Annotated in this window: 19 protein-coding genes and 1 tRNA gene; 14 read left to right on the forward strand and 6 right to left on the reverse strand. The window is 35.7% G+C overall.

Annotated features, from left to right (window positions below; all coding sequences use genetic code 11):
• Positions 1-18: 18 nt before the first annotated feature.
• Positions 19-1971: a PKD domain-containing protein gene (locus tag ACM55K_RS03025; RefSeq protein ID WP_416848765.1), complete on the reverse strand. Its 1953-nt coding sequence runs from the start codon at positions 1969-1971 to the stop codon at positions 19-21.
• A 210-nt stretch (positions 1972-2181) separates the two neighbouring features.
• The gene (locus ACM55K_RS03030) at positions 2182-3162 is read right to left on the reverse strand and encodes a hypothetical protein (RefSeq protein WP_416848766.1); all 981 of its coding nucleotides are present in this window, start codon (positions 3160-3162) and stop codon (positions 2182-2184) included.
• A 379-nt stretch (positions 3163-3541) separates the two neighbouring features.
• Between ACM55K_RS03030 and ACM55K_RS03035 the strand changes: the two genes are divergently transcribed.
• The 7 genes from ACM55K_RS03035 (at position 3542) to ACM55K_RS03065 (ending at position 11025) form a co-directional block, all read left to right on the forward strand.
• Positions 3542-4126, forward strand: coding sequence for an RNA polymerase sigma factor (locus ACM55K_RS03035; protein ID WP_416848767.1), 585 nt, complete (start codon positions 3542-3544; stop codon positions 4124-4126).
• 2 nt (positions 4127-4128) lie between these two features.
• Positions 4129-4854, forward strand: a complete 726-nt coding sequence (locus ACM55K_RS03040) for a tetratricopeptide repeat protein (RefSeq protein WP_416848768.1) — start codon at positions 4129-4131, stop codon at positions 4852-4854.
• Positions 4855-5004: 150 nt separating this feature from the next.
• A complete protein-coding gene (locus ACM55K_RS03045) occupies positions 5005-5784 on the forward strand; it encodes a TatD family hydrolase (RefSeq protein ID WP_416848769.1) in 780 nt (259 codons plus the stop codon).
• Positions 5785-5849: 65 nt separating this feature from the next.
• Positions 5850-6986 (forward strand): 1-acyl-sn-glycerol-3-phosphate acyltransferase, encoded by a 1137-nt coding sequence (locus ACM55K_RS03050; protein WP_416848770.1) that lies wholly within the window; start codon positions 5850-5852, stop codon positions 6984-6986.
• Positions 6976-8004, forward strand: a complete 1029-nt coding sequence (locus ACM55K_RS03055; RefSeq protein ID WP_416848771.1) for an asparaginase — start codon at positions 6976-6978, stop codon at positions 8002-8004. Before ACM55K_RS03050 ends, ACM55K_RS03055 begins: the two co-directional genes overlap by 11 nt.
• A 56-nt stretch (positions 8005-8060) precedes the next feature.
• A tRNA-Ser gene (locus ACM55K_RS03060) sits at positions 8061-8147 on the forward strand.
• Between the two features lie 523 nt (positions 8148-8670).
• Complete coding sequence (locus ACM55K_RS03065; protein WP_416848772.1) at positions 8671-11025, forward strand: hypothetical protein; 2355 nt, start codon at positions 8671-8673, stop codon at positions 11023-11025.
• Positions 11026-11201: 176 nt separating this feature from the next.
• Here the strand turns inward: ACM55K_RS03065 and ACM55K_RS03070 are convergent, their stop codons facing one another.
• From ACM55K_RS03070 to gnd, 3 genes are all read right to left on the reverse strand, one after another.
• The gene (locus tag ACM55K_RS03070) at positions 11202-12626 is read right to left on the reverse strand and encodes a gluconokinase (protein ID WP_416848773.1); all 1425 of its coding nucleotides are present in this window, start codon (positions 12624-12626) and stop codon (positions 11202-11204) included.
• Between the two features lie 19 nt (positions 12627-12645).
• The gene (locus tag ACM55K_RS03075) at positions 12646-13965 is read right to left on the reverse strand and encodes a gluconate:H+ symporter (RefSeq protein ID WP_416848774.1); all 1320 of its coding nucleotides are present in this window, start codon (positions 13963-13965) and stop codon (positions 12646-12648) included.
• An 85-nt stretch (positions 13966-14050) separates the two neighbouring features.
• Entirely contained in the window at positions 14051-14950 is a 900-nt protein-coding gene (gnd, locus tag ACM55K_RS03080; protein ID WP_416848775.1) for a phosphogluconate dehydrogenase (NAD(+)-dependent, decarboxylating), read from the reverse strand.
• 343 nt (positions 14951-15293) lie between these two features.
• On the opposite strand from gnd, the gene uxuA reads away from it, so the two are divergent.
• From uxuA to ACM55K_RS03095, 3 genes are all read left to right on the forward strand, one after another.
• Positions 15294-16466 carry a mannonate dehydratase gene (gene uxuA / locus ACM55K_RS03085; RefSeq protein WP_416848776.1) on the forward strand — a complete coding sequence of 391 codons (1173 nt, stop codon included), beginning with the start codon at positions 15294-15296 and terminating at the stop codon, positions 16464-16466.
• 5 nt (positions 16467-16471) lie between these two features.
• Positions 16472-17287, forward strand: a complete 816-nt coding sequence (locus tag ACM55K_RS03090; RefSeq protein ID WP_416848777.1) for an SDR family oxidoreductase — start codon at positions 16472-16474, stop codon at positions 17285-17287.
• Between the two features lie 289 nt (positions 17288-17576).
• Positions 17577-18278 (forward strand): porin family protein, encoded by a 702-nt coding sequence (locus ACM55K_RS03095; RefSeq protein ID WP_416848778.1) that lies wholly within the window; start codon positions 17577-17579, stop codon positions 18276-18278.
• Here the strand turns inward: ACM55K_RS03095 and ACM55K_RS03100 are convergent.
• The gene (locus ACM55K_RS03100; RefSeq protein ID WP_416848779.1) at positions 18273-18821 is read right to left on the reverse strand and encodes a hypothetical protein; all 549 of its coding nucleotides are present in this window, start codon (positions 18819-18821) and stop codon (positions 18273-18275) included. The two genes, ACM55K_RS03095 and ACM55K_RS03100, sit on opposite strands and share 6 nt — an antisense overlap.
• Before the next feature lie 358 nt (positions 18822-19179).
• On the opposite strand from ACM55K_RS03100, the gene ACM55K_RS03105 reads away from it, so the two are divergent.
• The 4 genes from ACM55K_RS03105 to ACM55K_RS03120 all read left to right on the forward strand — a co-directional run bounded on the left by ACM55K_RS03105 (position 19180) and on the right by ACM55K_RS03120 (position 23814).
• The gene (locus ACM55K_RS03105; protein ID WP_416848780.1) at positions 19180-21627 is read left to right on the forward strand and encodes a bifunctional UDP-N-acetylmuramoyl-tripeptide:D-alanyl-D-alanine ligase/alanine racemase; all 2448 of its coding nucleotides are present in this window, start codon (positions 19180-19182) and stop codon (positions 21625-21627) included.
• An 88-nt stretch (positions 21628-21715) separates the two neighbouring features.
• Entirely contained in the window at positions 21716-22132 is a 417-nt protein-coding gene (gene mscL / locus ACM55K_RS03110; protein ID WP_416848781.1) for a large conductance mechanosensitive channel protein MscL, read from the forward strand.
• Between the two features lie 235 nt (positions 22133-22367).
• Complete coding sequence (locus tag ACM55K_RS03115; protein WP_039110375.1) at positions 22368-23357, forward strand: aspartate-semialdehyde dehydrogenase; 990 nt, start codon at positions 22368-22370, stop codon at positions 23355-23357.
• A 100-nt stretch (positions 23358-23457) separates the two neighbouring features.
• Positions 23458-23814 (forward strand): hypothetical protein, encoded by a 357-nt coding sequence (locus ACM55K_RS03120; RefSeq protein WP_416848782.1) that lies wholly within the window; start codon positions 23458-23460, stop codon positions 23812-23814.
• Positions 23815-23818 lie beyond the last annotated feature (4 nt).

The raw sequence follows: 23818 nt of genomic DNA on the forward strand, positions 1-23818 counted from the left end.
GTGACTTTTGTGTTTAAACTAAAACTTCCATATCCCATAAAACTGAAAATAATTGAAATTCTCCTTGAAATTCATCACGTACCGGGCTCCTAAACTTGGACCAATCCGGGCTGCACCAATCGTTAAATCAAAAAGCAAACCTGTTTTTAAATTGGTAAAAGAATCGGAAACCGAATTGGATTCTTTGCTGGCGCTGAGTAATATTTTATCTGTAGGACCTTCAAAAGTTTCTGTTTTTTTCTTTTGCTCCTGTTTCTCCGAAATATTGATGTTCGCTTGCAAACCGGCTCCAACACCAATGTAATTGTTGATATTGTATCGAACCAATACCGGGATTTCCCAATTAACATTTTGGTTGCTGGTAGCTTTTGTGGTGCGTTGCAGTTGTCGAACACCATTAGCAGTTGTGGTGATTGTTTCCTCTACAGCAATTGAACTGTCAAAGGAATGAATACTGTTTACGAATTCAGCCTGCCAATAATACCGATAGGATTTGAAAGGCGAAATGGTTGCGCCAACAAAATAGCTTTTGGAATTTTCTAAATCGGGATATAAATTATAACCGGCTTTGGCGCCAATGGAGATCCCGGGTAAGAATCGGGTAGTGGCATAATTGGTAATAATAGGTTCGTTTTTGTCGAAAATTATCGCGGTTCTGCTTTTAGTTTTTATCTTGTGAAAGTCTTTGTTGAATTTCATGGAATATTTTACAAAGCCTTTGGTACTGTCAATTTCTTTTACATTTTTTTGGTTGCTTCCGGGTAAATAAATGTTTTTGAAGGTGAAGAATATTTGATTTTGTTTGATAATTGTGTCTAAACAACTCGTTGTGGGTACTTCGCCTTTAGGACAAATAGGACATTTGGGGTACATATCTTCAATTTGAAATGTTTTCTTGTCGAACATTTCCGGAATATCAGTTTCCAGCCGAATCATTCTTGCCGGACCTTCGCCATTATTCTGGAAGCGGGTTTTGAAGTTTACTCTTTTGAATCTTACCAATCTGTAATTCAGGAAACTTCCGTTAGAACCCATTTTGTTAGGGTCGTGTGAAGTGACGATTTCCATCTCCAGATTTTTTATTTTGTGATTTTTGAAACTTCGATTGGGAACGAATATACCGCGCATGGTTACAGTTGCGCTGGTATCTTTAATCATTTCTGGAGTAGTTTTGAAGGTGTAAAAAACATTTCGGGTTTCAGCTGGATTGCTGTCGTCAAATTCCAGAATGGAAACGTTTTTGTATGTTTTATGGGCTTCTAAAAGCGTGGCGTCCAAATCCTCTTCGGTGGTGGTGGTTTTGTATTTTTTGGCTGGAGCCAAAGTTTCATTGGAGACCAAATACGAATTGGAATCGTCCAAATCATTTATCGATACAATGGTGTTTTCCTTGATTTCGCGTTCGCCGGCATGCGTTCTAAAATCAACCAATTCGAAGTTGTTGTTTTTGAATTGTTTTTCATTGTAGAAAAGATACAATTTGCCACTGCTCACATAGTTTGCCATGTTTTGGTAACTTAAAATAACAACCATTTCCTGTTCCGGAATGGGATCGCAATTTTTTTGAATAGAGAATCCGTTTTGGTCTTCTAGGGAAGCTATGTCATTGTAAACTTCGTCAGAAACTTCGTTTATCGCTACTTTTTTTGGTCTTGTTGCCGGTGGTTTTCCGTTATCGTAATTATTGGTGACGGTAAGTCGGGCGGTGTAGGTTCCTTTGGTTTTGTAAACGTGTTTAGGTTCGACTTGTTTGCTGTAATGACCGTCACCTAGCTCCCATAAGTAGGAATAACTGGGTTTTGGTGCGCCTGCGATTGGGATAAGTGGTGGTGTTTCTGGTTTGAAAGTGACTAGATTTCCTTTTTGATTGTAGCCAATATTCGCTCTTCGGGTGATGGTGTCTTTTACTTTTTTTTGGGAATAAAAGGGAAAAGAGGTTATAAATAAGAGGATGAATAATAGTTGTCTCATAATCGGGATGGTTTTTAGCCCTGATGGGAACGGCATCCTTTCTTTGTCCTGAATTTAATTCAGGATCCAGAAACAAGTTCTGGACAAGAAAGATACAGTGTACAGCAGGATTAGCTCCTGGAAAGCATCAGGATAAATTCAAAAATATTTTTAAATGTAAAAAAAAGTGATGAGCAAATCACCACTTTTTTATTAAATTTATTTTGTAAGCTACTGAATAGCATTGATTGCGGCTACTAATTGGGCTTCAGTACCTAGTGTAGTTTCAGCTAAAGTGAAAGTGTACACGTCGTTTGCCTGAACGGTAACGGCTTTGATGGCGTATCTCCATTGTCCGTTGTCTTCGGTTGCGAAAATCACGTGACAGGCTAATCCTATTGGAATTTGACCGTAATGTTCGCTGAATAATCCGGCTGCAGTATAGGTGTCTAATTTTGCAAGTGCATTTTGTCCTTCGCCGTCGTAAGATAAATAAATCGCGCTATTAGTGTTGTCATAACCGTCAGGGGCATCGGCAAGGATTGTGGTTCTTGGTCTTGGGTCGCTGTAAAATTTATCTACATTGGTCCATCCAAAGTTCCCAAAAGAAACATAATAGTTGTTTCCTTCTGCTTGTACGCCACCTTTTCCTCCGTTTGTTCCAGCTGCATCTCTGGCATCTTTCCAGGCCAAGTCTCCATTAGCATCTATAATTCCCGTCCAAAATGTCATTGCTGTATCTATACCGTCAGTTAAACTTGCCGGAACCATAAGGCTGATGTTGCATGTGGTTGCCAGTTCAACTCCACCTTGGGTTGCTTTGATAAAGAATTCACCGCCAGAAATCAATAAATTTCTATTTCCATCGCCCATTATTCCCATAGTAGGTTTGTTAGTCACTAACATTTTACCTTTGTCAAAAAGCTCTACAAACTCAATATCTACAGCTCCTGTTACTGGATTTCCTGCTTTGGTCAAACAATCACCGTTTATTTTTATTTTAACGCCTTTGGCTGATGTTAACGTGATTACGCCTGTTGCCGCTGTCATCGTGAATTTTTGTGTTTGTCCGTCTAAAGCCGCTTTTTTGACAGCTGCAAACTCTGCTGCCGATGCCGGTGAAATAGTGGTGTCGTCGCCATCATTGTTACAGCTTACTAATGAAATTGTTGCTAAGAATAATAATCCGATGTTTTTAAAATTTGTTTTCATGATTTCTAATTTTTAAATTGTTTTTTCTAATTGTCTTTTTTAATAGATACTTTTTGTTTTGTATTTGTTACCCCTTTAATCTGAATTTATTTCAGATTCTGATGGCTTCATTCTTATATCAACCCTCTTGTTATTTTGTTACCCCTTAAATTTTTTCAGAGGTTGGATAATTTCAAGTTGTTTAAAGAACGTTTACATCTTTATATCAACTCTCTTGTTATTTTGTTACCCCTTAATTTTAATTTTTTTAGAGTCTGGATAATTTCAAGTTGTTTAAAGAACGTTTACATAGCTATATCAAGTTGATTTTATAATTGTTACCCCTTTAATTTGAATTTATTTCAGATTCTTTTTTACATTAGCCATAAAATGTTTTTTTATGGCTAACAATGCGATTCATGCAGACCAAATGTATATAGACGGACTTGCCAATAATAATTCGGCAATCATTCAATCTATTTATAAGAAGTTTGTTCCCAAAGTAGTTTCTTATATAAGGAATAATTCCGGTGATGAAGATCAGGCCCAAGATGTGGTTCAGGAAATTATGATTTTGCTTTTTAATCAGGCTAAAGCCAATAAATTGCAACTCACCTGCCCGTTTGATGCCTACTTTTTTTTATTGTGTAAAAGGAAATGGTTGAATGAATTGAAAAAAGCATCGAATAAAGGGGTAACAATTGATGAAGATTTTACATCTAATAATGAACCCACAGCCGATATGGTTACAGAAACCGAAGCATTCGAGGAAAAACAACAGCTTTTTGATGCTATGTTTCAAAAACTGGGCAACAAATGCCAAGAGTTATTAAAATTGAGTTTTACTATCAAATCAATGGAAGAAGTGGCGGAGAAACTCAATGTGACTTACGGGTATGTCCGCAAGAAAAAATCGTTGTGTACGGGGCAATTGACCCAGTGGATTCAAGAAACGAGTCGCTTTAAATCTTTAAAAATCACTTAGCCATGAACGAGGAACGTTATATAGTATTCGACCAATATCTTCAAGACGAATTGTCTGCTGAGGATAAAGTAAAGTTCGAGAATGAATTGGCTGAAGATCCGGAACTGGCTTCAGCATTTGACACTTTCAAGGAATTGAATCTTCACTTGGAAAATAAATTTGGCAACGCCGATGAGTTTGATGCTTTCAAAGAAAATTTAGAATCTATTTCTAATGCGCATTTTAAAGATTCTAAGCCGAAAGCAAAAGTGATTGCATTCAAACCTTGGATATATTTAGTCGCTGCATCAGTTGCTATTTTGTTTGGGTTGTTTCTTTTTAATCCAAATCCAAATTTTGAAGATTTCAACCAACAGGAGAATGCTTATTTCACTGAAAGAGGCACTATTGATGTTAATTTGAAACAAGCAGAAACGACTTTCAATGCCAAAAATTATGCAGCCGCTATTCCGTTTTTTGAAGCGGTTCTAAAAGAGAAAAAAACTCCCGAAATTCAATATTTTTATGGAATTTCATTATTGGAAACAAACAAAATTCAAGAAGCCGAAGCTGTTTTTAATGAACTGAAAGCAGGAACTTCCATCTATAAAAATAAAGCGATTTGGAGTCTTGCCTTGTCTAAATTAAAACAGAAAGACTATAAAGCATGTAAGGAAATCTTGTTGACGATTCCTTTAGATTACGAGGATTATGACCAAGTTCAGGAATTATTAAAGGAATTGGATTAGGTTTTTTTAATACAAAAGTCACAAAATAGGCCCTTTTATTAGTACAACAAAAAGATACAAAAGAATTTTCTGGAGTATCTTTTTTTCTTTTGTAACTTTTGGGGTTAAATTTTAAAAAACTTCGGAACTTTGTAACCTTAAACTTTACACTTGGAAACAACAACAATAATAACCGATACACACACGCATTTATATTCTGAGGAATTTGATCAAGACCGCGGCGAAATGATTCAAAGAGCCATTGATGCTGGAGTTTCCCGTTTTTTCATTCCTGCAATCGATTCTACTTGTACGGAATCTATGTATGATTTAGAAAGAAATTATCCTGATAATGTGTTCTTAATGATGGGTTTGCATCCTACTTATGTAAAAGATAATTATCTGGAGGAATTACAACATGTAGAAAACGAATTAGCCAAAAGAAAATTCTATGCGATTGGCGAAATTGGAATTGATTTGTATTGGGATAAAACGCATTTGCCACAGCAACAAATTGCTTTTAAAAGACAAATCCAACTAGCAAAACACTATAAATTACCCATCGTGATTCATTGTCGCGAAGCTTTTGATGAAATATTCGAAATTCTGGAGGAAGAAAAATCTGAGAATTTGTTTGGGATTTTTCATTGTTTTTCGGGGACTTATGAGCAAGCATTACAAGCGATTTCGTATAATATGAAACTTGGAATTGGCGGAGTGGTTACTTTCAAAAACGGAAAAATCGATCAATTTCTGAATCAAATAGATTTGAAACACATCGTTTTAGAAACGGATTCCCCTTATTTAGCTCCCATTCCTCATAGAGGAAAAAGGAACGAAAGTAGCTATCTGGTAAATGTTGTAAATAAGTTGTCTGAAATTTATGGTCTGACGCCAAATGAAATTGCGACAATTACAACAGCGAATTCTAAAGCAATTTTTGGGATTTAAAACAAATTTACTTTATTTTAACTTTTTTTTTGTTCTTTTGCCCAGACAAACATAGAAAACTAACGATGCAGAAATTTGACGCTATTCGGCCATTTTATGACTCCGAAATAAACGAGGCTCTACAAGATGTGATTCATCATCCGATGATGAAGGCATTAATGAATTTTTCTTTTCCAGATGTTGCTGACGAGGTTTGGAAAGAACAGCTCAGAAAAACGCATTCTATTCGTGATTTTCAATGTAATTTTATTTACCACTCCGTTCAGAAAGTATTAGAAAAAAGTTCGGAAGGGCTAACCACCTCAGGGTTCGAAAATTTAGAACCCAATACCTCTTATTTGTTTATTTCGAATCATCGCGATATTCTTTTGGATACCACATTATTGAATTCGGCTTTATTTGAGCATGGATTAGTGATGACAGCATCCGCAATAGGAGATAATTTAGTGAAGAAATCTTTTCTAAAGACATTAGCAAAATTGAATCGTAATTTTCTGGTACAACGGGGCTTAACGCCAAGGGAAATGTTACAGAGTTCAAAGCTGTTGTCCGAATATATAGGTCATTTGTTACTTCATGAAAACCGTTCAGTTTGGATTGCACAACGAGAAGGAAGAACAAAAGATGGCAATGATGCCACTAATCCAGGTGTTTTGAAAATGTTGGGAATGGCATCGGATGAAAAGAATTTGATGGATTATTTCAAAAAAATCAAAATCGTACCGGTTTCCATTTCCTATGAATATGATCCAACGGATGCGTTGAAAATGCCTCAATTAATGGCCGAAGCCAATAATGAAGTTTACATTAAAGAAAAAAATGAAGATTTCATGACAATTCTTAGTGGCGCTTTGGGACAGAAGAAAAGAATTCATATTCACATAGGGAAAGTTTTAGACACTGAAACAGACGCAATTGTTGCTGAAAATGATAATTGCAATAAGCAAATAGTAGCATTAGCACAAGTTATTGATGATGCGGTATTGAGTAACTACAAATTGTGGCCAACGAATTTCATTGCTTATGATATTGTAAATAAAACGAATACCTATTCACATTTATATACTGAAAACGAGAAATCACTTTTTGAGCGTAGATTAGAAATGCGTATTGATCATGATAATCCTATTGCACTGGAAGGGTTTTTAGCGATGTATGCCAATCCGGTTGTGAATAAATTAAAATACCATAATGTTATCTAAAGCCAAAATACTTCTAATTTATACTGGTGGAACCATTGGTATGAGGAAAGATTTTGAAACAGGTGCGCTCAAGGCCTTCAATTTTAGTAAATTATTACAGAGAATCCCGGAATTGAAACAATTGGATTGTGAGATCGAAACGATTTCTTTCGAAAACCCCATTGATTCCTCCAATATGAATCCCCAAGAGTGGGCTAAAATTGCTTCGATCATCGAAGAAAATTATGCTGAATTTGATGGATTTGTGGTGCTCCATGGTTCGGATACCATGTCGTATTCGGCATCAGCATTGAGTTTTATGCTCGAAAGCTTATCAAAACCAGTCATTTTTACCGGATCACAATTACCTATTGGAGATTTGCGTACGGATGCTAAAGAGAATTTGATTACGGCTATCCAAATTGCTTCTTTACGTGAAAATGGAAAATCGGTTATAAGAGAAGTTTGTCTTTATTTTGAATACAAATTATACCGTGGTAACAGAACGACAAAAATAAATGCAGAAAATTTCAAAGCATTTACCTCCCCAAATTACCCTTCTTTGGTAGAATCTGGGGTGCATTTAAATATGAATCCCGAATTATTTTTACCGATACCAAGGGTCAGAAAATTAAAGGTTCATAAAACTTTAGATAATAATGTGGTCATCATAAAAATGTTTCCTGGAATAAACGAAACCGTTCTGTCGGCCATTTTTAATATTCAAAATCTTAAGGGAATTGTATTAGAAACCTACGGAGCCGGAAATGCTACTACCGAAGAATGGTTTATAGCACTTTTAAGAAAATCGATTGAAAAAGGATTGTACATCATCAATGTTACGCAATGTTCTGGAGGAAGTGTTAGCATGGGGCATTATGAAACTAGTACAGGAATGAAAAAAATAGGAGTGATTTCAGGTAAAGACATCACTACCGAAGCGGCAATCACAAAATTAATGTATTTATTAAGCCAAAAAATAGCTCCAAAAGACTTCAAAACTATCTTTGAAACGGCTTTACGGGGAGAAATGGTATAATATTCAGATTTTACTTTTCTAAGTCAGTTTTTTTTGTGTTCTTTGCAAACCAAAATAGAGAGGTGTCCGAGTGGTTGAAGGAGCTAGCCTGGAAAGCTAGTATGTGGGTAACTGCATCGTGGGTTCGAATCCCATCCTCTCTGCAAAAAATTAATGCTTCCTGAAAGGGAAGCATTTTTTGTTTTATAGCGTGACAAACTTTTTGTTTTTCACGCTATAAAACAAAAAAAGATCAGGCGTGAAATGCCGAGCATCAATTTCGTTGTGAGACGCTCCTTTTTGGAATCAACAAAGTTAATCCCTTCCTCTCTGCTGATTAAGCTTGATTTTCATGCTTTAAAAAGGGCTACACTCAATGACTATACAAAAAAGGTAGAGTGTTTTTTTTTATGTGTATCAGTACCTTTTAAATTAATTTATAATTTGCTTCAAAGTTGCGCAGAATGTATTTGACTAGTAGTCAGTGTAATTTGACATAATGGTTTTGGTGTAACGAGCAACTTTTTTCTATTGCACAACGCTTTAAATTAACAAGATTTTTATATATCTTCACTTTTCTTTGATGTTGTTTAATATAAATCTATATTTTGAATGTTTGAATCTTTTAATAGAAATAAAAATTGCCGTATACTTTGTTTTTTATGGATTGTTTTAACATTTGGTTTTTTGCATGCACAAGAAAAAAAAACGCTTCCTGATATAGAGAAAGTATATCTTCACACAGACAAATCAATCTATTTTATTGGGGAAGATTTATGGTACAAAGCCTATAATGTACGCGCATACAACAACTTGCTTTTTGACAATAGCAATATATTATATGTAGAATTAATTTCGCCCGATTCTAAAATAATTACCCGAAACAAGACTAATATAGAAATGGGTTTAGGCTATGGGGATTTTCAATTAGCAGATTCCCTTGGTGTAAAACCTGGAGTTTACCAAATACGGGCTTACACCAATTGGAATAGAAATTTTGGTAATGATTTTGTATTCAAAAAGAATATTGAAATTATAGATGTTTTTGAAGCGCATTCTAAACCCAATAAAACACAAAATAGTGCTGTAGAAGTCAAAACTGCTGAAAATGAATCTAGTAAACAAAATGAGTTTACTGTTGATTTCTTTCCTGAAGGTGGTTCACTTTTAGAAAATGTAGCCAGTATTGTGGGTTTTAAAGCCGTTGACAGTAATGGAAACCCGATAAATATTAAAGGTGAAATTTGCGATTCCGATAACGAGTTGGTTACCAATTTTTTAAGTCCTCATGATGGTATGGGAAAATTTCAAATTCTACCAATTGAAGGGAAAAATTATTACGCAAAAATTAAAACCTTATCAGGTGTAGAACTACGTGTAGAACTTCCAAAAGTAGCTAAGCAAGGGTATTTATTAAGTTTTAGACCATTTAAAGGCAAAAACATTATAACTATCAATACTAACGAAACAACTTTGATACAAAATCCTAATGCGGCACTAACGGTTGTTTGCAAAGCAAAAGGAATTTCCTATTTAGAAACTACACAAACACTTACTGAAACAGTATCTTCTTTCGAATTATCAAAAAAGAAAACTCCCGAAGGCATCAGCCAAATCACACTTTACGACAGTAATTCTAAACCCCAAAGCGAGCGCTTAGTGTATATTGAAAAAGAACAGGATTTAGAGGTACAACTATCAACCGATAAAGCAAGTTATACTCCAAATGAAAAAGCTACGATAAATGTCAGTTCAAAATCGAAGACTGGCGTAGCCAAATCGGCAAGTTTTTCATTGAGTGTAACTGATATGAATGGAGTTTTAGAAGACAAGGATTATGGCACAACTATTAGTTCTTATTTCCTGATGGAATCAGACATTAGAGGTAAAGTGCATAATCCAGGTTATTATTTTGATACAACTAATGTAAAACGTTTAGATCATTTAGACAATTTGCTTTTAACCCAAGGTTGGCGAGATTTTTTATGGAAAACAACGCCAAAATTTAACGATACCATTAGCTATAAAGCAGAAAAAGGCATTACGGTATCCGGTAGGGTTAAGCAACTTCTAGGAGAAAAGCCATTAGTAAATAATAATATGACATTGGCTTTAATAAATAAAAAGCAGATGAATATTTTTAACGCTACTACAGATTCTATTGGAAGGTTTAAATTTGAAAACATAATGTTTTCGGGAAAAACCGACATGTTTTTAAATTCTAGAAATGAAAAAGGAAAGTTTAGAGGCGAAATAGTAATAAATCCTATTGAACAAACTCCAATTCCTGTTTCTTTTCAAAATGAACCCATTAATTGGACAGAAACTACAGGGACAATAGTTGAAAATGTGTTTAAGAAATTTGTAGCTTTTGGAATAAAGCCTGAAAATGTTTTGGACGAAGTTAAAATTGTTGCTAAAAAGAAAAATCAAACACCTGTGTTTTATGGAATTCCAGACAATAGTTATGTTCCAGATGAAAGTGTAGCTACATTTACCGATATTTTCGATCTTATTGCACAAAAAATCCCAGGTGTCATTTCTTATGATGACTCAGTTCGTTTTATGCGTTTTGATGGAGAACCGCTTTTTTTATTAAATGGTAATACAGCCTTTAAGACCGAAATTGACTTTATTCAACCAAGCGATGTTGAAAAAATAGATGCATTAAAAGGGGCGCAAGCAACAATGTTTTATGGGGCAGAAGCGGCTAATGGTATTATTGCGGTTTATACCAAACCAGGAACAAAACCATATGAAAAAGGAGGTTTTCATTCTATTAAAAAAGAAATTGACGGCTTTTACACGGCACGTGTTTTTTATTCACCAAATCCAGAACAACCCCAAACAGAGTTAGATAATAAAGCAGATGTAAGAAACACGCTTTATTGGAATCCGTATGTGCATCCAGACAAAACAGGAAATGCCAGTGTGAGTTATTACAACACCAAGGTTGAAACTAAAGTGAAAGTAGCTTTAGAAGGTATTACCGCAGCTGGAATTCCTGTGGTTAAGAACACTTATTATACTGTAAAAAAATAAGAGCGTTTTTTAATAGTTTTACGGCATTTTTACTGCTTTTTTAGGAGTTAGTGCGATTTGATGAAAAAACAGTATTTTTGTATGTAAGATAGGCGGTTAGTTTTAATATATCGTCTCCTAGTGCTCTAGTAAATAATAAGCAGCATAGCTACAGTAGGATTTTCTTCTATATCTTTCTATAATTTGGTGTCTTTCAACAAAGGATAAACTCGTTTGAATTTCTCAAAACCCTGTTCGTAGATTTCTTTGTTATCCTTATTGGGTAAAAAGATTTTGCCAATTCTGGAATGATTTGAAATAGTAATGCCAGTAGCTTTGAACCCAATTAAAACAGCTCCCCAGGCCGAGGCTTCGATTGTTTCGGCAACGATTACTTTCATTTGAAAAATATCAGCGACCATTTGCAGCCAAAGTTCACTTTTTCCAAAACCTCCGCTGGCCATGATAGTAGTTGCATGTCTTTCTTCCGGATCAGGAAGTAAGATTTCAGTAATGCTTAATAGACCAAATAAAATGCCTTCCAATGTCGCTCGAATTAAGTGCGCTTTGGTATGAATAATTCGGATACCTAAAAGTGTTCCCTGAGCAGAAGCATCCCAAATAGGAGCTCTTTCGCCCAATAAATAAGGAACAAAAAGCAATCCTTCGGATCCCGCAGGAATTATTTTAGCTTGTTCGAACAATTCTTCAAAAGATTCGTCTGTTTTTAACATGGATTCTTTCAGCCATTGCAAAACAATTGCACCATTGTTAACCGCTCCTAATTTTAAGTATTGATTGTCCATCAAATGGTAGCATTGGGTTCGCATTTGGGAATCAATATAAGGTTTGTCAACTGGCAAACGCACCGCACCGCTGGTTCCAATGGATAACGCCATACGGCCAGTTTCCATTGCTCCGGTTCCTAAATTTGCCAATACTCCGTCACCGCCACCAAGAATATAATCAAAACCATCCGAAAGCCCTTTGCTTTGATGCGTTGGACCAACAATAATGGAAAGTTGGGATGCTGCTATTTTTAAATAATCCAAAATATCCGATTCCCATTGCAGTGTGTGAATATTCATTAGGCCCGTTCCTGATGCCATTGAGGAATCGATTGCATATTCACCAGTAAGATGATGCCAAATGTATTCTTTGATACTAATAAATTTATGTGTTTTAAAAAAAGTTGTAACATCATGTTCTTTCAACCAAGCAATTTTAGCCATGGGTGAAAAGGTATGAATAGGAATGCCTGTTTTTTGATAAAAACGGTATCCTTGCTCTGATTCTTTTAATGTTTCGGCAAGTGAATGCGCTCTATTATCGGCCCAAATGATGGCATCGGTGAGCGGTTTCCCATTATCATCTATTGCTATTATACTTTGCATAGCCGAACTAAAACTGATGAATTCAGGCTCAATTCCTTTTGTGATTTCCGCGATGCATTCTAAAACTGCCGCAACAATTTCATCGGGTTTTTGAATACTCCAATCTGGCTTTGGATGATACATGGGATAAGATTGGCTGCATTCCCGAATCACTTTTCCAGTTATGTCAAAACACACGGCTTTTGTTGCTGTGGTACCAATGTCTATTCCTATGTAAAATTGCTCCATTTTTTAGTTTAATTATTTGTTATCCCACCAGTAAATTCAGCAATAGGACACCAATCAATCCCATTACTCCAATGATAGTTTCCATGACGGTCCATGTTTTAAATGTATCCGAAATACTGATTCCGAAATACTCTTTAAACATCCAGAAACCGGTGTCATTCACATGAGAACACATTAAACTTCCTGCTCCAATGGATAATACCATTAATTCTGGACTTATTCCTGAACTAGCAACCAAAGGCTGTACAATCCCTGCCGCGGTTAATCCTGCTACGGTTGCTGAACCCAATGCAATGCGAATAATCGTTGCGATTAACCAACCTAAAAGTAAAGGAGAAAGAGTTGATTGCTCGAAAGAAGCAGCTAAATCAGTGCCGATGCCGCTGTCGATTAATACTTGTTTGAAAGCGCCCCCAGCCGCAATAATCATAATAATCATGGTTGCTGAACTCAATGCCGAACTGGATTTATCCATAATATCCTGCATCTTTCTTCCGCGATTGATGCCTAAAAAAACAATCGCAAACAACACCGCAATTAGCATAGAAGTGGTTGGATTTCCAATAAAGCCAAGAATATGACGTAAAGAGGATTCTTCAGGTAAGGTTAATTCACTTGTTGTTGCCAATGCCATTAAAATGACAGGAATTAGCGCCGTCAGAAAACTGATACCGAAAGATGGCATTTCTTTTTCGTCGAATGTTTTGCTTTCGAATAATCCTTTGGGTGGATTGGCGATAATTTTCTTAATGAATTCTGGGAAAATAATCCCTGCAATCACTAAAGTAGGAAGGGCAATTATTAATCCGTAGAGTAGTGTTTTTCCAATATCAGCTTTAAAAATCACTGCAATGGCTGTTGGTCCAGGATGAGGTGGCAAAAAACCGTGTGTTACAGAAAGCGCCGAAGCCATGGCAATTCCAAGATAAATAATGGGTTGCTTAGTAGTTTTTGCGACAGCGAAAACCATTGGAATCAAAATCACAAATCCGGCATTGTAAAACATCGAAATTCCTACTGCAAAACCTGTAAGCAACATCGCCCATTTGATATGTTTGATACCAAAAGACCGAATCATCACCGAACTTATTCGTTGTGCTGCGCCACTATCCGAAAGGATATTTCCCAATATAACTCCAAGGGCAATGATCAAAATCAAAGAACCCAGAGTACTTCCTATTCCTTGTTGAAGGGAATTTATGATATCAGGAAATAGCATGCCTTTGGTAATTCCCACAAAAAAAGAAGCGATAATCAATGAAATGAAAGCATTGAGTTTTACTGCGGATATCAAGACAAGCAGCAAAAGAATACTTGCAATTAAGATCAATATGGACATAGATTGGAATGTGATAAATTAGAAATCAGATAATGGGTGTCAATCAAGCGCAGTCGAGATTATTTTTAAATGAAATAAAAATCTATTACTCATTTTTTTCGACTGCATGACCGCCAAATTCATTGCGAAGTGCTGCTACCACTTTCCCGGAGAAAGTATCCTGCATTTGGGAACGGTAGCGCATCATGATTGAAAGCGCAATAACTGGAGTAGGAACGCCTAAATCTAAGGCTGTTTCGAGTGTCCATTTTCCTTCACCAGAGGAATGCATAATTCCTTTAATGCCATCTAATTTAGGGTCTTTAGAAAAAGCATTTTCGGTTAGTTCCATTAACCAACTGCGTACTACGGAACCGTGATTGAATAGTTTAGCCGTTTTTTCGAAATCGATATCAAATTCAGAGTGTTCAAAAACCTCAAAACCTTCAGCAATAGATTGCATCATTCCGTATTCGATGCCGTTGTGAACCATTTTAGTAAAATGACCGCTTCCGGCTGCACCAGTATATAAATGACCATTTTCAACAGAAATAGCCTTGAAAACGTGTGCGACATATTCAAATACTGGAGCGTCTCCACCAATCATCGTACAAGCACCATTCAAGGCACCTGAAGTTCCTCCTGAAGTTCCACAATCCAAAAAGTCAATGCCAAGTTCTTTCAGTTGAGAATAGCGACGTTTTGAATCTTTATAGTTAGAGTTTCCTCCGTCAATGATAATATCATTTTTTTCTAAAAAAGGAATTAGGGAAGTGATTACTCCGTCTACAATTTCGCCAGCGGGAACCATTAGCCAAATCACTTTTCGGTCGTTCAGTTTTTGACACAATTCTTTCACGGAATGTGCGGTTGTGATTCCTTCCTGACCAATTTTTGTTACAAAGTCAGTATTGACATCTTGGGCTACTACGTCGTAACCATTTCGTTGTAAGTTAAGGGCAAGGTTGAAGCCCATTTTTCCTAATCCTATAATTCCAATTTGCATCGTTGTATTGTTTTAAGTCTGATTTGAAGACGTTTTTGATTAATCGTTAAAAATTTTTAAAGTAAAAATATTGGTTTTAATTTTTTAACAAGCAATTTTTTTAAAAAATGTTTAAACTTCTTTAAACCAATAATTAATTTGAGTCGTTTTAATTTAATGACTCTGCTATAATTATGGCAATCAGGATAGTTCTACAAAATTAGATTCTTATTATTGTGCTCGATTAATTTTAAAGGAGATAAAGGTTTTATTAAAGAAAAAAGCAGATTAGAAACTATTGGACAACTGGAAGAAAATAGTTGCGACCGGAGAGTGAATTTTGCGATAATTAAAAGTAAGTTGTATGGAAAAAACATGGAGATGGTTTGGGAAAAAAGACAATATTACCCTTGATATGCTTCGTCAAATAGGCGTAGAAGGAATTGTGACCGCATTACATGATGTACCTAATGGAGAAGTCTGGACATTGGACGCAATTAATGATTTGAAGCAGTATATAGAGAGCTTCGGATTACGCTGGTCGGTGGTGGAAAGTTTACCGATTTCAGAAAGTATTAAATATGGCGGAAAAGAAAGAGAGCAATTACTGAAGAATTATAGAGCCAGTCTTGAAAACCTGGGGAAAGCAGGGCTGAAAACAGTTTGTTATAACTTTATGCCCGTGATTGATTGGGTTCGTACTGATTTATATAAAAAACACGAAGACGGAACCATGACTCTTTATTTTGATAAAGTGCGTTTTGCTTATTTCGATTTAAAAATTTTGAAGCGAGAAGGAGCTGAGGAAGAATATACGGCTAAGGAATTAGAGGCAGTTCAGGAATTAGATAAACGCATCACTGAAGCAGAAAAAGAGGAGTTGATCCAAACGATTATTGTCAAAACACAGGGGTTTATCAATGGGAACATCAAAGAAGGAGATCAGCAACCTGTTGAGTTATTCAAGCGTTTGTTAAAATTATATGACGGAATTGACAGGAATCAATTAAGGGAAAATATGAAATATTTTCTCGAAAGTGTTATTCCCACAGCGGAAGAATATGGTGTAAATCTTTGTGTGCATCCTGATGATCCTCCATTTGCTGTCTTTGGATTGCCCAGAATTGTAGGCGGATCAGATGATATCGAATGGCTCTTGAATGCTGTGGACAGTCCTAATAATGGCTTGACTTTTTGTGCCGGATCTTTGAGCGCAAGTTTGCGTAATAATGTGCCTGAATTGGCCAAAAAATTTGCAAAACGCACGCATTTTGTACATTTAAGAAGCACTGATGTAGATGAAAACGGGAATTTCGTGGAAGCATCACATCTTGAAGGACGCGGTCATTTGATTGAGGTTGTCCGGATTTTTGAAAAGGAAAATCCAAATTTGCCCATGCGTATCGATCATGGGAAATTGATGTTGGATGATGTCGATAAAACATATAATCCCGGATATTCATTTTTGGGACGCATGTTTGCATTAGCACAAGTTTCAGGAATTATTGCAACTGTAAAAAATGAAATAAATCAATAAATAGTATGGATAATCAGTTTAGTATAAAAGATAAAGTTACAGTCATTACTGGTGCGAGTGGTGTATTGGGAGGAAGTATTGCACGTAATTTTGTAAGCGCTGGCGCAAAAGTAGTGGCACTGGGTACAAAACAGGAAAAAGTGGATGCCACGGTTATTGAACTTCAGGCTACAGGAGCAGAAGTGATAGGATTTGTTTGCAATGTGTTAGACAAAGAGGAATTAGAAACAGTTGCTCAAAAGATAGTGGAAAAATGGGGCAGAATAGATATTTTACTGAACATTGCCGGAGGAAATACGCCTGGTGCAACACTTAAGCCGGATCAGTGTTTTTTTGATTTGGAATTGAAAGAATGGGATAAAGTAGTGGACTTAAACTTGAACGGTACGGTTTATCCCAGTCAGGCTTTTGGTAAAATAATGGCAAAACAAGGAAAAGGTTCTATTGTAAATGTTTCGTCAATGGCTGCGATAGCTGCTATTACCCGTGTTCCGGGCTATTCTGCGGCTAAAAGTGCGGTAGATAATTTTACCAGATGGTTAGCATGTGATTTAGCTATGAAATATGGGGATGGTATACGTGTCAACGCTATTGCACCGGGTTTTTTCATCGGAGAGCAAAACCGCAATATTTTGATTAATCCTGACGGATCATTAACGGACCGCAGCAAGAAAGTGATTGCCCAGACTCCTATGGGACGCTTTGGTGATATCAATGAATTAAATGGTGCAGTACAGTTTTTGTGTTCAGATGCCGCAAGTTTTATAACTGGAATTGTCATGCCTATTGATGGCGGATTTAGTGTATATAGTGGGGTTTAATAACGGGATTTCCTGAGGCCGAAGAACAATATTCAGTAGAAATGTTTCTTGTTATTTTAAGAAGATACAATTATATGGACAGAAGGAGATTTAAAGGGAATCAAATATTCTGGGTTTTCTTTTAATCTCCTTTTTAAATTCTTCCATTGATTTGGTGTGTTAAAAGTTTATTTTATCAGCATTAGATATAATAAAACTATCAAAAGGGTATATTTGTAATGCTGAAATGAGAAGTGAAAACTAATCTTTGTTTGAAATTATCCGTCAGCAATTTTAAACCCAAAGACCTATGCGATTATTTCTGAGTTGTTTTCTTTTCTTATCTGTTTTTCATGTTTTTTCTCAAGAAAATGTGATTGCTGAAAATAATCCAAAAGTTAAAATTGATTCGCTGTACAGAGAAGACCAGTTTTATTTTGGATTTACATACAATACTTTAACGAAAAAACCGGAAGGTTTATCCCAAAGTAAATTGTCAACTGGTTTTTCGGCTGGTTTCCTTAGAGATATGCCTGTAAATAAAAAAAGAACCATTGCAATAGCTTCAGGTATCGGTTTGACTTATAATAATTACAATCAGAATCTTGCCATTTACAAAACGGACCAAACGGCTGTTTATTCGATTATTGATGCCGAAACAACCTTCAGTAAAAATAAATTTTCACAACTATTAGTAGATGTCCCTATTGAGTTCAGATGGAGGACGTCAACCTATGAAAGTTATAAGTTTTGGAGGATTTACGGTGGATTTAAATTCAGCTATTTAATTTACGACCGCTCTATTTATACTGATGATCAAGGTAAAATTGTTGTTTCAAGGAATAAAGATTTTAATAAATTTTTATACGGTGCCTATATTTCATCGGGTTATAATACGATAAATGTATATGCGTATTATGGTTTGAATTCCCTGTTCAAATCTGCAAAAATTGATGGTGAACCTATTGATATGACTTCTTTGAATATTGGAATTATTTTCTATATTTTATAGCCATAAATACAACAAAAGCAGTTGCGATACACTTCCAAGGAGAAACCCAATAATCAGCTCAGTAGTTGTATGCGCCTTCATTTCTAAACGGGAGGAAGCCACAAGGCCATTCATTAGAATTAAAAAGGCAATCAGAAAAGTGCTTTGAACCTGAAAATGCATACTTATTCCAATAACAAATACCGTTAAGGAGCTGATGCCCATCATGTGTAAGCTGGCTTTTGTCTTGAAAAAGGACAAAATCAAGGCTTGTAAAGTACTCATCAACGCTCCCAAAAAGAAGAAATGTAATTCGGGATATCGATCTAAAGTAATGCTTTTTCGAACCAATAAAATAAGTAGAAACGAGTGAAGGAGCAAAGGAATTTTACGTTGTGAAACTTCGGCAACCATTATGGAATCAATTTTTCCGGCAGCACGTAATATAAAAAACAGCAGGAGAGGGACGATTATGGTGATGATTAAGATTTGGAAAAAAACGAAAATTTTTTCCTGATTTGTAAAATAAGACGCATTGAAAAAAAGGTAAACCAACGTTGCCATTGATGGTATAAATATCGGATGGAAAATATAAGAGAATATCGGCAGGATTTTTTTCAAGAGTTCGGGGCTTATTTATACAAACAAATATAGCAAATCTGATAAAATAGTTGGTATAGGTTTATGGTGTTTTTAACTTTTACAATATTTTGATAAGTTGTTTCCTATGTCTTTAAGAAGCACCAATAGCTGTAAATTGTAGCGTTTCGAAGTCTTCATTTTGAAAAGAAGTGTTATTTTTGAGGAAGTTTTAGAAAGAAACCAATTAATTAGTGCGCTTTCGCAAAAGTTACGCTGCTTTCCTTTCGATATAATAATTCTTGTCAATCAGTAAAATCGGCGTCATTCGCGTTTCAAATCAATGAGTCTAAAAATCCAAAGTATAATACCTCAAATTCAGGCCGAATTTGTAGGCGACAACAGTGCCGTTTCAATTGATACTATTTCTATCGACAGCCGCTCGTTGCAAAATGGTTCGCAAACCTTGTTTTTTGCTTTAGTTGGAACCAATAATGATGCGCACAATTACATTAAAGATTTAATTGAAAAAGGAGTTCAGAACTTTGTAGTTACCTATATTCCTGAAGATTGTGAAACCAAAGCTAATTTCCTGGTTGTCAAAAATACATTGGAAGCCTTACAACAATTTGCGGCGTATTATCGGGGTCTTTTTCATTTTCCTATTATCGGATTGACGGGAAGCAACGGTAAAACGATAGTGAAGGAATGGCTTAATTTTCTGTTAAGTCCGGATTATAATATTATTCGAAGCCCAAAAAGCTACAACTCACAGGTTGGAGTTCCTTTGTCCGTTTTGGCAATCAATGAGCAGCACAATCTTGGGATTTTTGAAGCCGGGATTTCTACCGGTTCAGAAATGGAAAAACTGAAGCCCATTATCAAACCCACGATTGGGATTTTAACAAATATTGGTTCCGCACACGACGAAGGTTTTACAAATTTGGAACAAAAAATAAAAGAGAAAATGCGCCTTTTTGAAGATTCAGAAGTGGTCATTTATCAAAAGGACGAACTAGTTGATTCCTTTATTTCTAAAAAAACAAAACCATTTACGTGGAGTTTTGATTCAAAAGAAGTGGATGTTTTTGTTTCTAATACAGCAATTAAAAACGACAGCACAACTATTCAGTACCGATACAATACCGATTCATTCGAATTGACCATTCCGTTTCAGGACAAAGCGTCCATTGAAAATGCGATTTCGTGTTTGATGGTTCTGTTGCATTTTAAATATGACGAAAAGACGATTCAAAGCCGAATGGAATTATTGTATCCGGTCGAAATGCGTCTGAAAGTTAAAAATGGAATCAATAATTGCAGTATAATCGATGACAGTTACAGTTCCGATTTTCAATCGCTGAAAATAGCGTTGGATTTTCTCGAAAGTCAAAATAAACGTCAAAAAAAGACCTTAATATTATCGGATATTTTTCAAAGTGGTTTGTCCAATGAGGAGTTGTATTCGAAAGTTGCCCAATTGATAGTTTCTAACAAAATTACCAGAGTTATCGGAATTGGAGAAACCATTTCGTCATTCGAAAATAAATTCACCAACTGTGTTACTTTCAAAAATACGGAAGCATTTATTTCTAGTTTCGACGATTTGAATTTCAACAATGAAACGATTTTGATTAAAGGAGCGCGAACGTTTCATTTTGAAGAAATTGTGGCTTTGTTAGAGGAGAAAACACACGAAACCGTTCTGGAAATTAACTTGAATGCCATCAGTCACAACTTGAATTTCTTCAAATCAAAGTTAAAACCCAAAACCAAAATAATGGTGATGGTAAAAGCTTTTGGGTATGGAAGCGGAGGTCTTGAAATTGCCAAATTGCTGGAACATCACAAAGTGGATTACTTGGGTGTGGCTTTCGCCGATGAAGGAATTTCGTTAAAAAATGGCGGAATTAATTTGCCAATTATGGTATTGAATCCGGAAACGACCAGTTTTGCAGCGATTATCCAACATCAATTAGAACCTGAAATTTATAGTTTGAAAGGATTGCGTGCGTTCCTGAAAATTGCCGAACAAAAAAAACTAAAACATTTCCCTATTCATATAAAGCTCGATACCGGAATGCACCGTTTGGGTTTTGAGAACAATACCATTGATGATTTGATTGCGACTTTAAAAGGAAATCAAACTGTTAAAGTGAAAAGCGTTTTGTCCCACATGGCGACAAGTGACGATTTAGAACACAAAGATTTTGCATATTCACAAATTGATTTGTTTGAGAAATTATCCTCAAAATTGATGACCGAATTAGAAATAAAACCCGTGCGGCATATTTTAAATACTTCGGGAATCAGTAATTTTCCCGATTCGCAATACGACATGGTTCGCCTGGGGATTGGCCTTTACGGCGTTTCAAATGACAGTGAGGAACAGAAGTATTTAGAAAATGTAGGAACACTCAAATCAGTAATTTCTCAAATCAGAACCATTCCTGCAGGTGAAAGTGTGGGTTATGGCAGACGATTTATGGCGGAGAAACCAACAAAGATTGCCACAATTCCTATCGGTTACGCAGACGGAATTTCAAGAGGTTGGGGAAATGGAATTGGTTTTGTGACTATTAAAAATGAAAAAGCGACTATTCTTGGCAGTATTTGCATGGATATGTTAATGGTAGATGTCAGCGAAATTGATTGTAAAGAAGGGGATGCTGTAATTATTTTTGGCGAAAGCCCAACTGTGAATTACATAGCCCAAAAATTGAATACGATACCGTATGAAGTTCTCACGAGCATTTCGCAACGGGTAAAACGAGTGTTTTACAGGGAGTAATTAATTTGGGTAAAGGGGTGTTAATTGTATTAAAATTTTGATTAAATTCGTTTAGCAAAAATATATTTTTAACCTAAAAAAATTAATTATGGGATTTTTCGGTGATTTTAAAGCCTCTTTAATGAAAGGCGATGTATTGAGTTTGGCAACTGCAGTTGTTATTGGTGCTGCTTTTGGCAAAATTGTAGGATCTGCTGTAGATGACGTTATTATGCCAATTGTAGGTTTGATAACTGGCGGAATTGATTTTACACAAAAATTCATCACGCTGGACGGAAACAGTTATGAAAATTTACCTGCAGCAAAAGCTGCCGGAGCCGCAGTAATTACTTATGGAAATTTAGTTCAGGCGATTATCAACTTCGTTATTATTGCCTTCTTTATTTTTGTCATTTTAAGAGCCGCTGAAAGAGCCAGAAAAAAAGAAGAAGTGGCTCCTGCTGCTCCTGCTGGACCTACAGAAGTGGAATTGCTTACCCAAATTAGAGATTTATTGAAAAAATAATGCCGCTATACTATAATATTCTAATTTATCCTGAATCAATTTCAGGACTAAACCGCTTCGTAATGGAGGCGGTTTTTCTTTTTGTTTAACAGACAAATCATGTATTGTTCCAGGTATAAATAATTCAATTGTTATATTTATAACAATTTGTTATTTTTTGTGAACACGCTTGTTTTAATTTGAATATTACTTACTTTTGCCTTTCAAATTTAATATTCAATAATAAAAATATACTATGAGAATAGCAGTTGTAGGCGCTACTGGAATGGTTGGCGAAGTAATGTTAAAAGTATTGGCAGAAAGAAATTTCCCTGTAACAGAATTAATTCCGGTTGCTTCTGAAAGATCAGTGGGAAAAGAAATAGAATATAAAGGTAAAAAATATAAAGTGGTTGGTATGCAAACTGCTGTAGACATGAAAGCGGATATTGCTTTGTTTTCTGCAGGAGGTGATACTTCACTGGAATGGGCTCCAAAATTTGCAGCAGCTGGAACAACCGTTATCGATAATTCATCGGCTTGGAGAATGGATCCAACCAAAAAATTAATCGTTCCTGAAATCAATGCATCTGAATTGACTGCAGCCGATAAAATCATTGCAAATCCAAACTGTTCTACGATACAAATGGTATTGGTTTTGGCTCCATTACACAGAAAATACAACATCAAACGTGTTATTGTTTCTACGTATCAATCCATCACTGGAACGGGTGTAAAAGCAGTGCAACAGTTAGAAAATGAATACGCAGGAGTTCAAGGTGAAATGGCTTACAAATATCCAATTCACAGAAATGCAATTCCACAATGTGATTCATTTGAAGACAACGGTTACACTAAAGAAGAAATGAAATTAGTTCGTGAAACTAAAAAAATCTTAAGTGATAATTCAATTGCAGTTACGGCTACTGCTGTTCGTGTGCCAATCGTTGGTGGACACAGTGAAGCGGTAAATGTTGAATTTACTAATGATTTTGATATTAGCGAAGTACAAAATATTTTACATCATACAGATGGTGTTGTGGTTCAAGATAACAATGATACCTATACCTACCCAATGCCAATGTACGCACAAGGTAAAGATGATGTTTTTGTAGGTAGAATTCGTCGTGACGAAAGCCAGGAAAACACCTTGAATATGTGGATTGTTGCTGATAACCTTAGAAAAGGAGCTGCTACAAACACCATACAAATTGCGGAATATTTGATTGCTGCTAAATTGGTGTAATACTAAATTTTTAGTTCAAATTAAAACCATTTGTTCAGACAAAATATAATTTGTCAGAACAAATGGTTTTCTTTTTTATGTTTTGTTATCTTTGTCAAGGATGAAAAAGAATAAACTCCTATTAAGTCTTTCTTTGGCGATTGCGGTATTGTTCTCAATACTGTTTCAATCCTTTCATACCTATGAACATTTAGAGAAGCAGCTTTCCGAAAAGAATTGTCATCATAAATACAATGTTACCAATAAAGAGATAACGCATCAACACCACAATTTTGATCATTGTTATGTCTGTGATTTTACTTTTGGCAGTTATATTTCACCAAAAGATTTCTCCTATCAATTATACTCAAGTTACAAAGAAATTCCTTATTTCTTTGCTGCTAAGGAAACGGTTCTTTCGTTTTCCGGAAGTTTATATTCCCATCGCGGACCTCCTATTTGTCTTTATACTATTTAGTTAA

The organism is Flavobacterium arabinosi, assembly GCF_048158725.1.
Lineage (GTDB): Bacteria > Bacteroidota > Bacteroidia > Flavobacteriales > Flavobacteriaceae > Flavobacterium > Flavobacterium arabinosi.

Coding starts and splice junctions, on each gene's coding strand:
- ACM55K_RS03035 (WP_416848767.1), top strand. CDS start 3,542: ATGGCTAACAATGCGATTCATGCAGACCAAATGTATATAGACGGACTT.
- ACM55K_RS03055 (WP_416848771.1), top strand. CDS start 6,976: ATGTTATCTAAAGCCAAAATACTTCTAATTTATACTGGTGGAACCATT.
- ACM55K_RS03030 (WP_416848766.1), bottom strand. CDS start 3,162: ATGAAAACAAATTTTAAAAACATCGGATTATTATTCTTAGCAACAATT.
- ACM55K_RS03105 (WP_416848780.1), top strand. CDS start 19,180: ATGAGTCTAAAAATCCAAAGTATAATACCTCAAATTCAGGCCGAATTT.
- ACM55K_RS03100 (WP_416848779.1), bottom strand. CDS start 18,821: ATGGCAACGTTGGTTTACCTTTTTTTCAATGCGTCTTATTTTACAAAT.
- ACM55K_RS03115 (WP_039110375.1), top strand. CDS start 22,368: ATGAGAATAGCAGTTGTAGGCGCTACTGGAATGGTTGGCGAAGTAATG.
- ACM55K_RS03050 (WP_416848770.1), top strand. CDS start 5,850: ATGCAGAAATTTGACGCTATTCGGCCATTTTATGACTCCGAAATAAAC.
- ACM55K_RS03075 (WP_416848774.1), bottom strand. CDS start 13,965: ATGTCCATATTGATCTTAATTGCAAGTATTCTTTTGCTGCTTGTCTTG.
- mscL (WP_416848781.1), top strand. CDS start 21,716: ATGGGATTTTTCGGTGATTTTAAAGCCTCTTTAATGAAAGGCGATGTA.
- ACM55K_RS03120 (WP_416848782.1), top strand. CDS start 23,458: ATGAAAAAGAATAAACTCCTATTAAGTCTTTCTTTGGCGATTGCGGTA.
- ACM55K_RS03090 (WP_416848777.1), top strand. CDS start 16,472: ATGGATAATCAGTTTAGTATAAAAGATAAAGTTACAGTCATTACTGGT.
- uxuA (WP_416848776.1), top strand. CDS start 15,294: ATGGAAAAAACATGGAGATGGTTTGGGAAAAAAGACAATATTACCCTT.
- ACM55K_RS03095 (WP_416848778.1), top strand. CDS start 17,577: ATGCGATTATTTCTGAGTTGTTTTCTTTTCTTATCTGTTTTTCATGTT.
- ACM55K_RS03040 (WP_416848768.1), top strand. CDS start 4,129: ATGAACGAGGAACGTTATATAGTATTCGACCAATATCTTCAAGACGAA.
- ACM55K_RS03025 (WP_416848765.1), bottom strand. CDS start 1,971: ATGAGACAACTATTATTCATCCTCTTATTTATAACCTCTTTTCCCTTT.
- gnd (WP_416848775.1), bottom strand. CDS start 14,950: ATGCAAATTGGAATTATAGGATTAGGAAAAATGGGCTTCAACCTTGCC.
- ACM55K_RS03070 (WP_416848773.1), bottom strand. CDS start 12,626: ATGGAGCAATTTTACATAGGAATAGACATTGGTACCACAGCAACAAAA.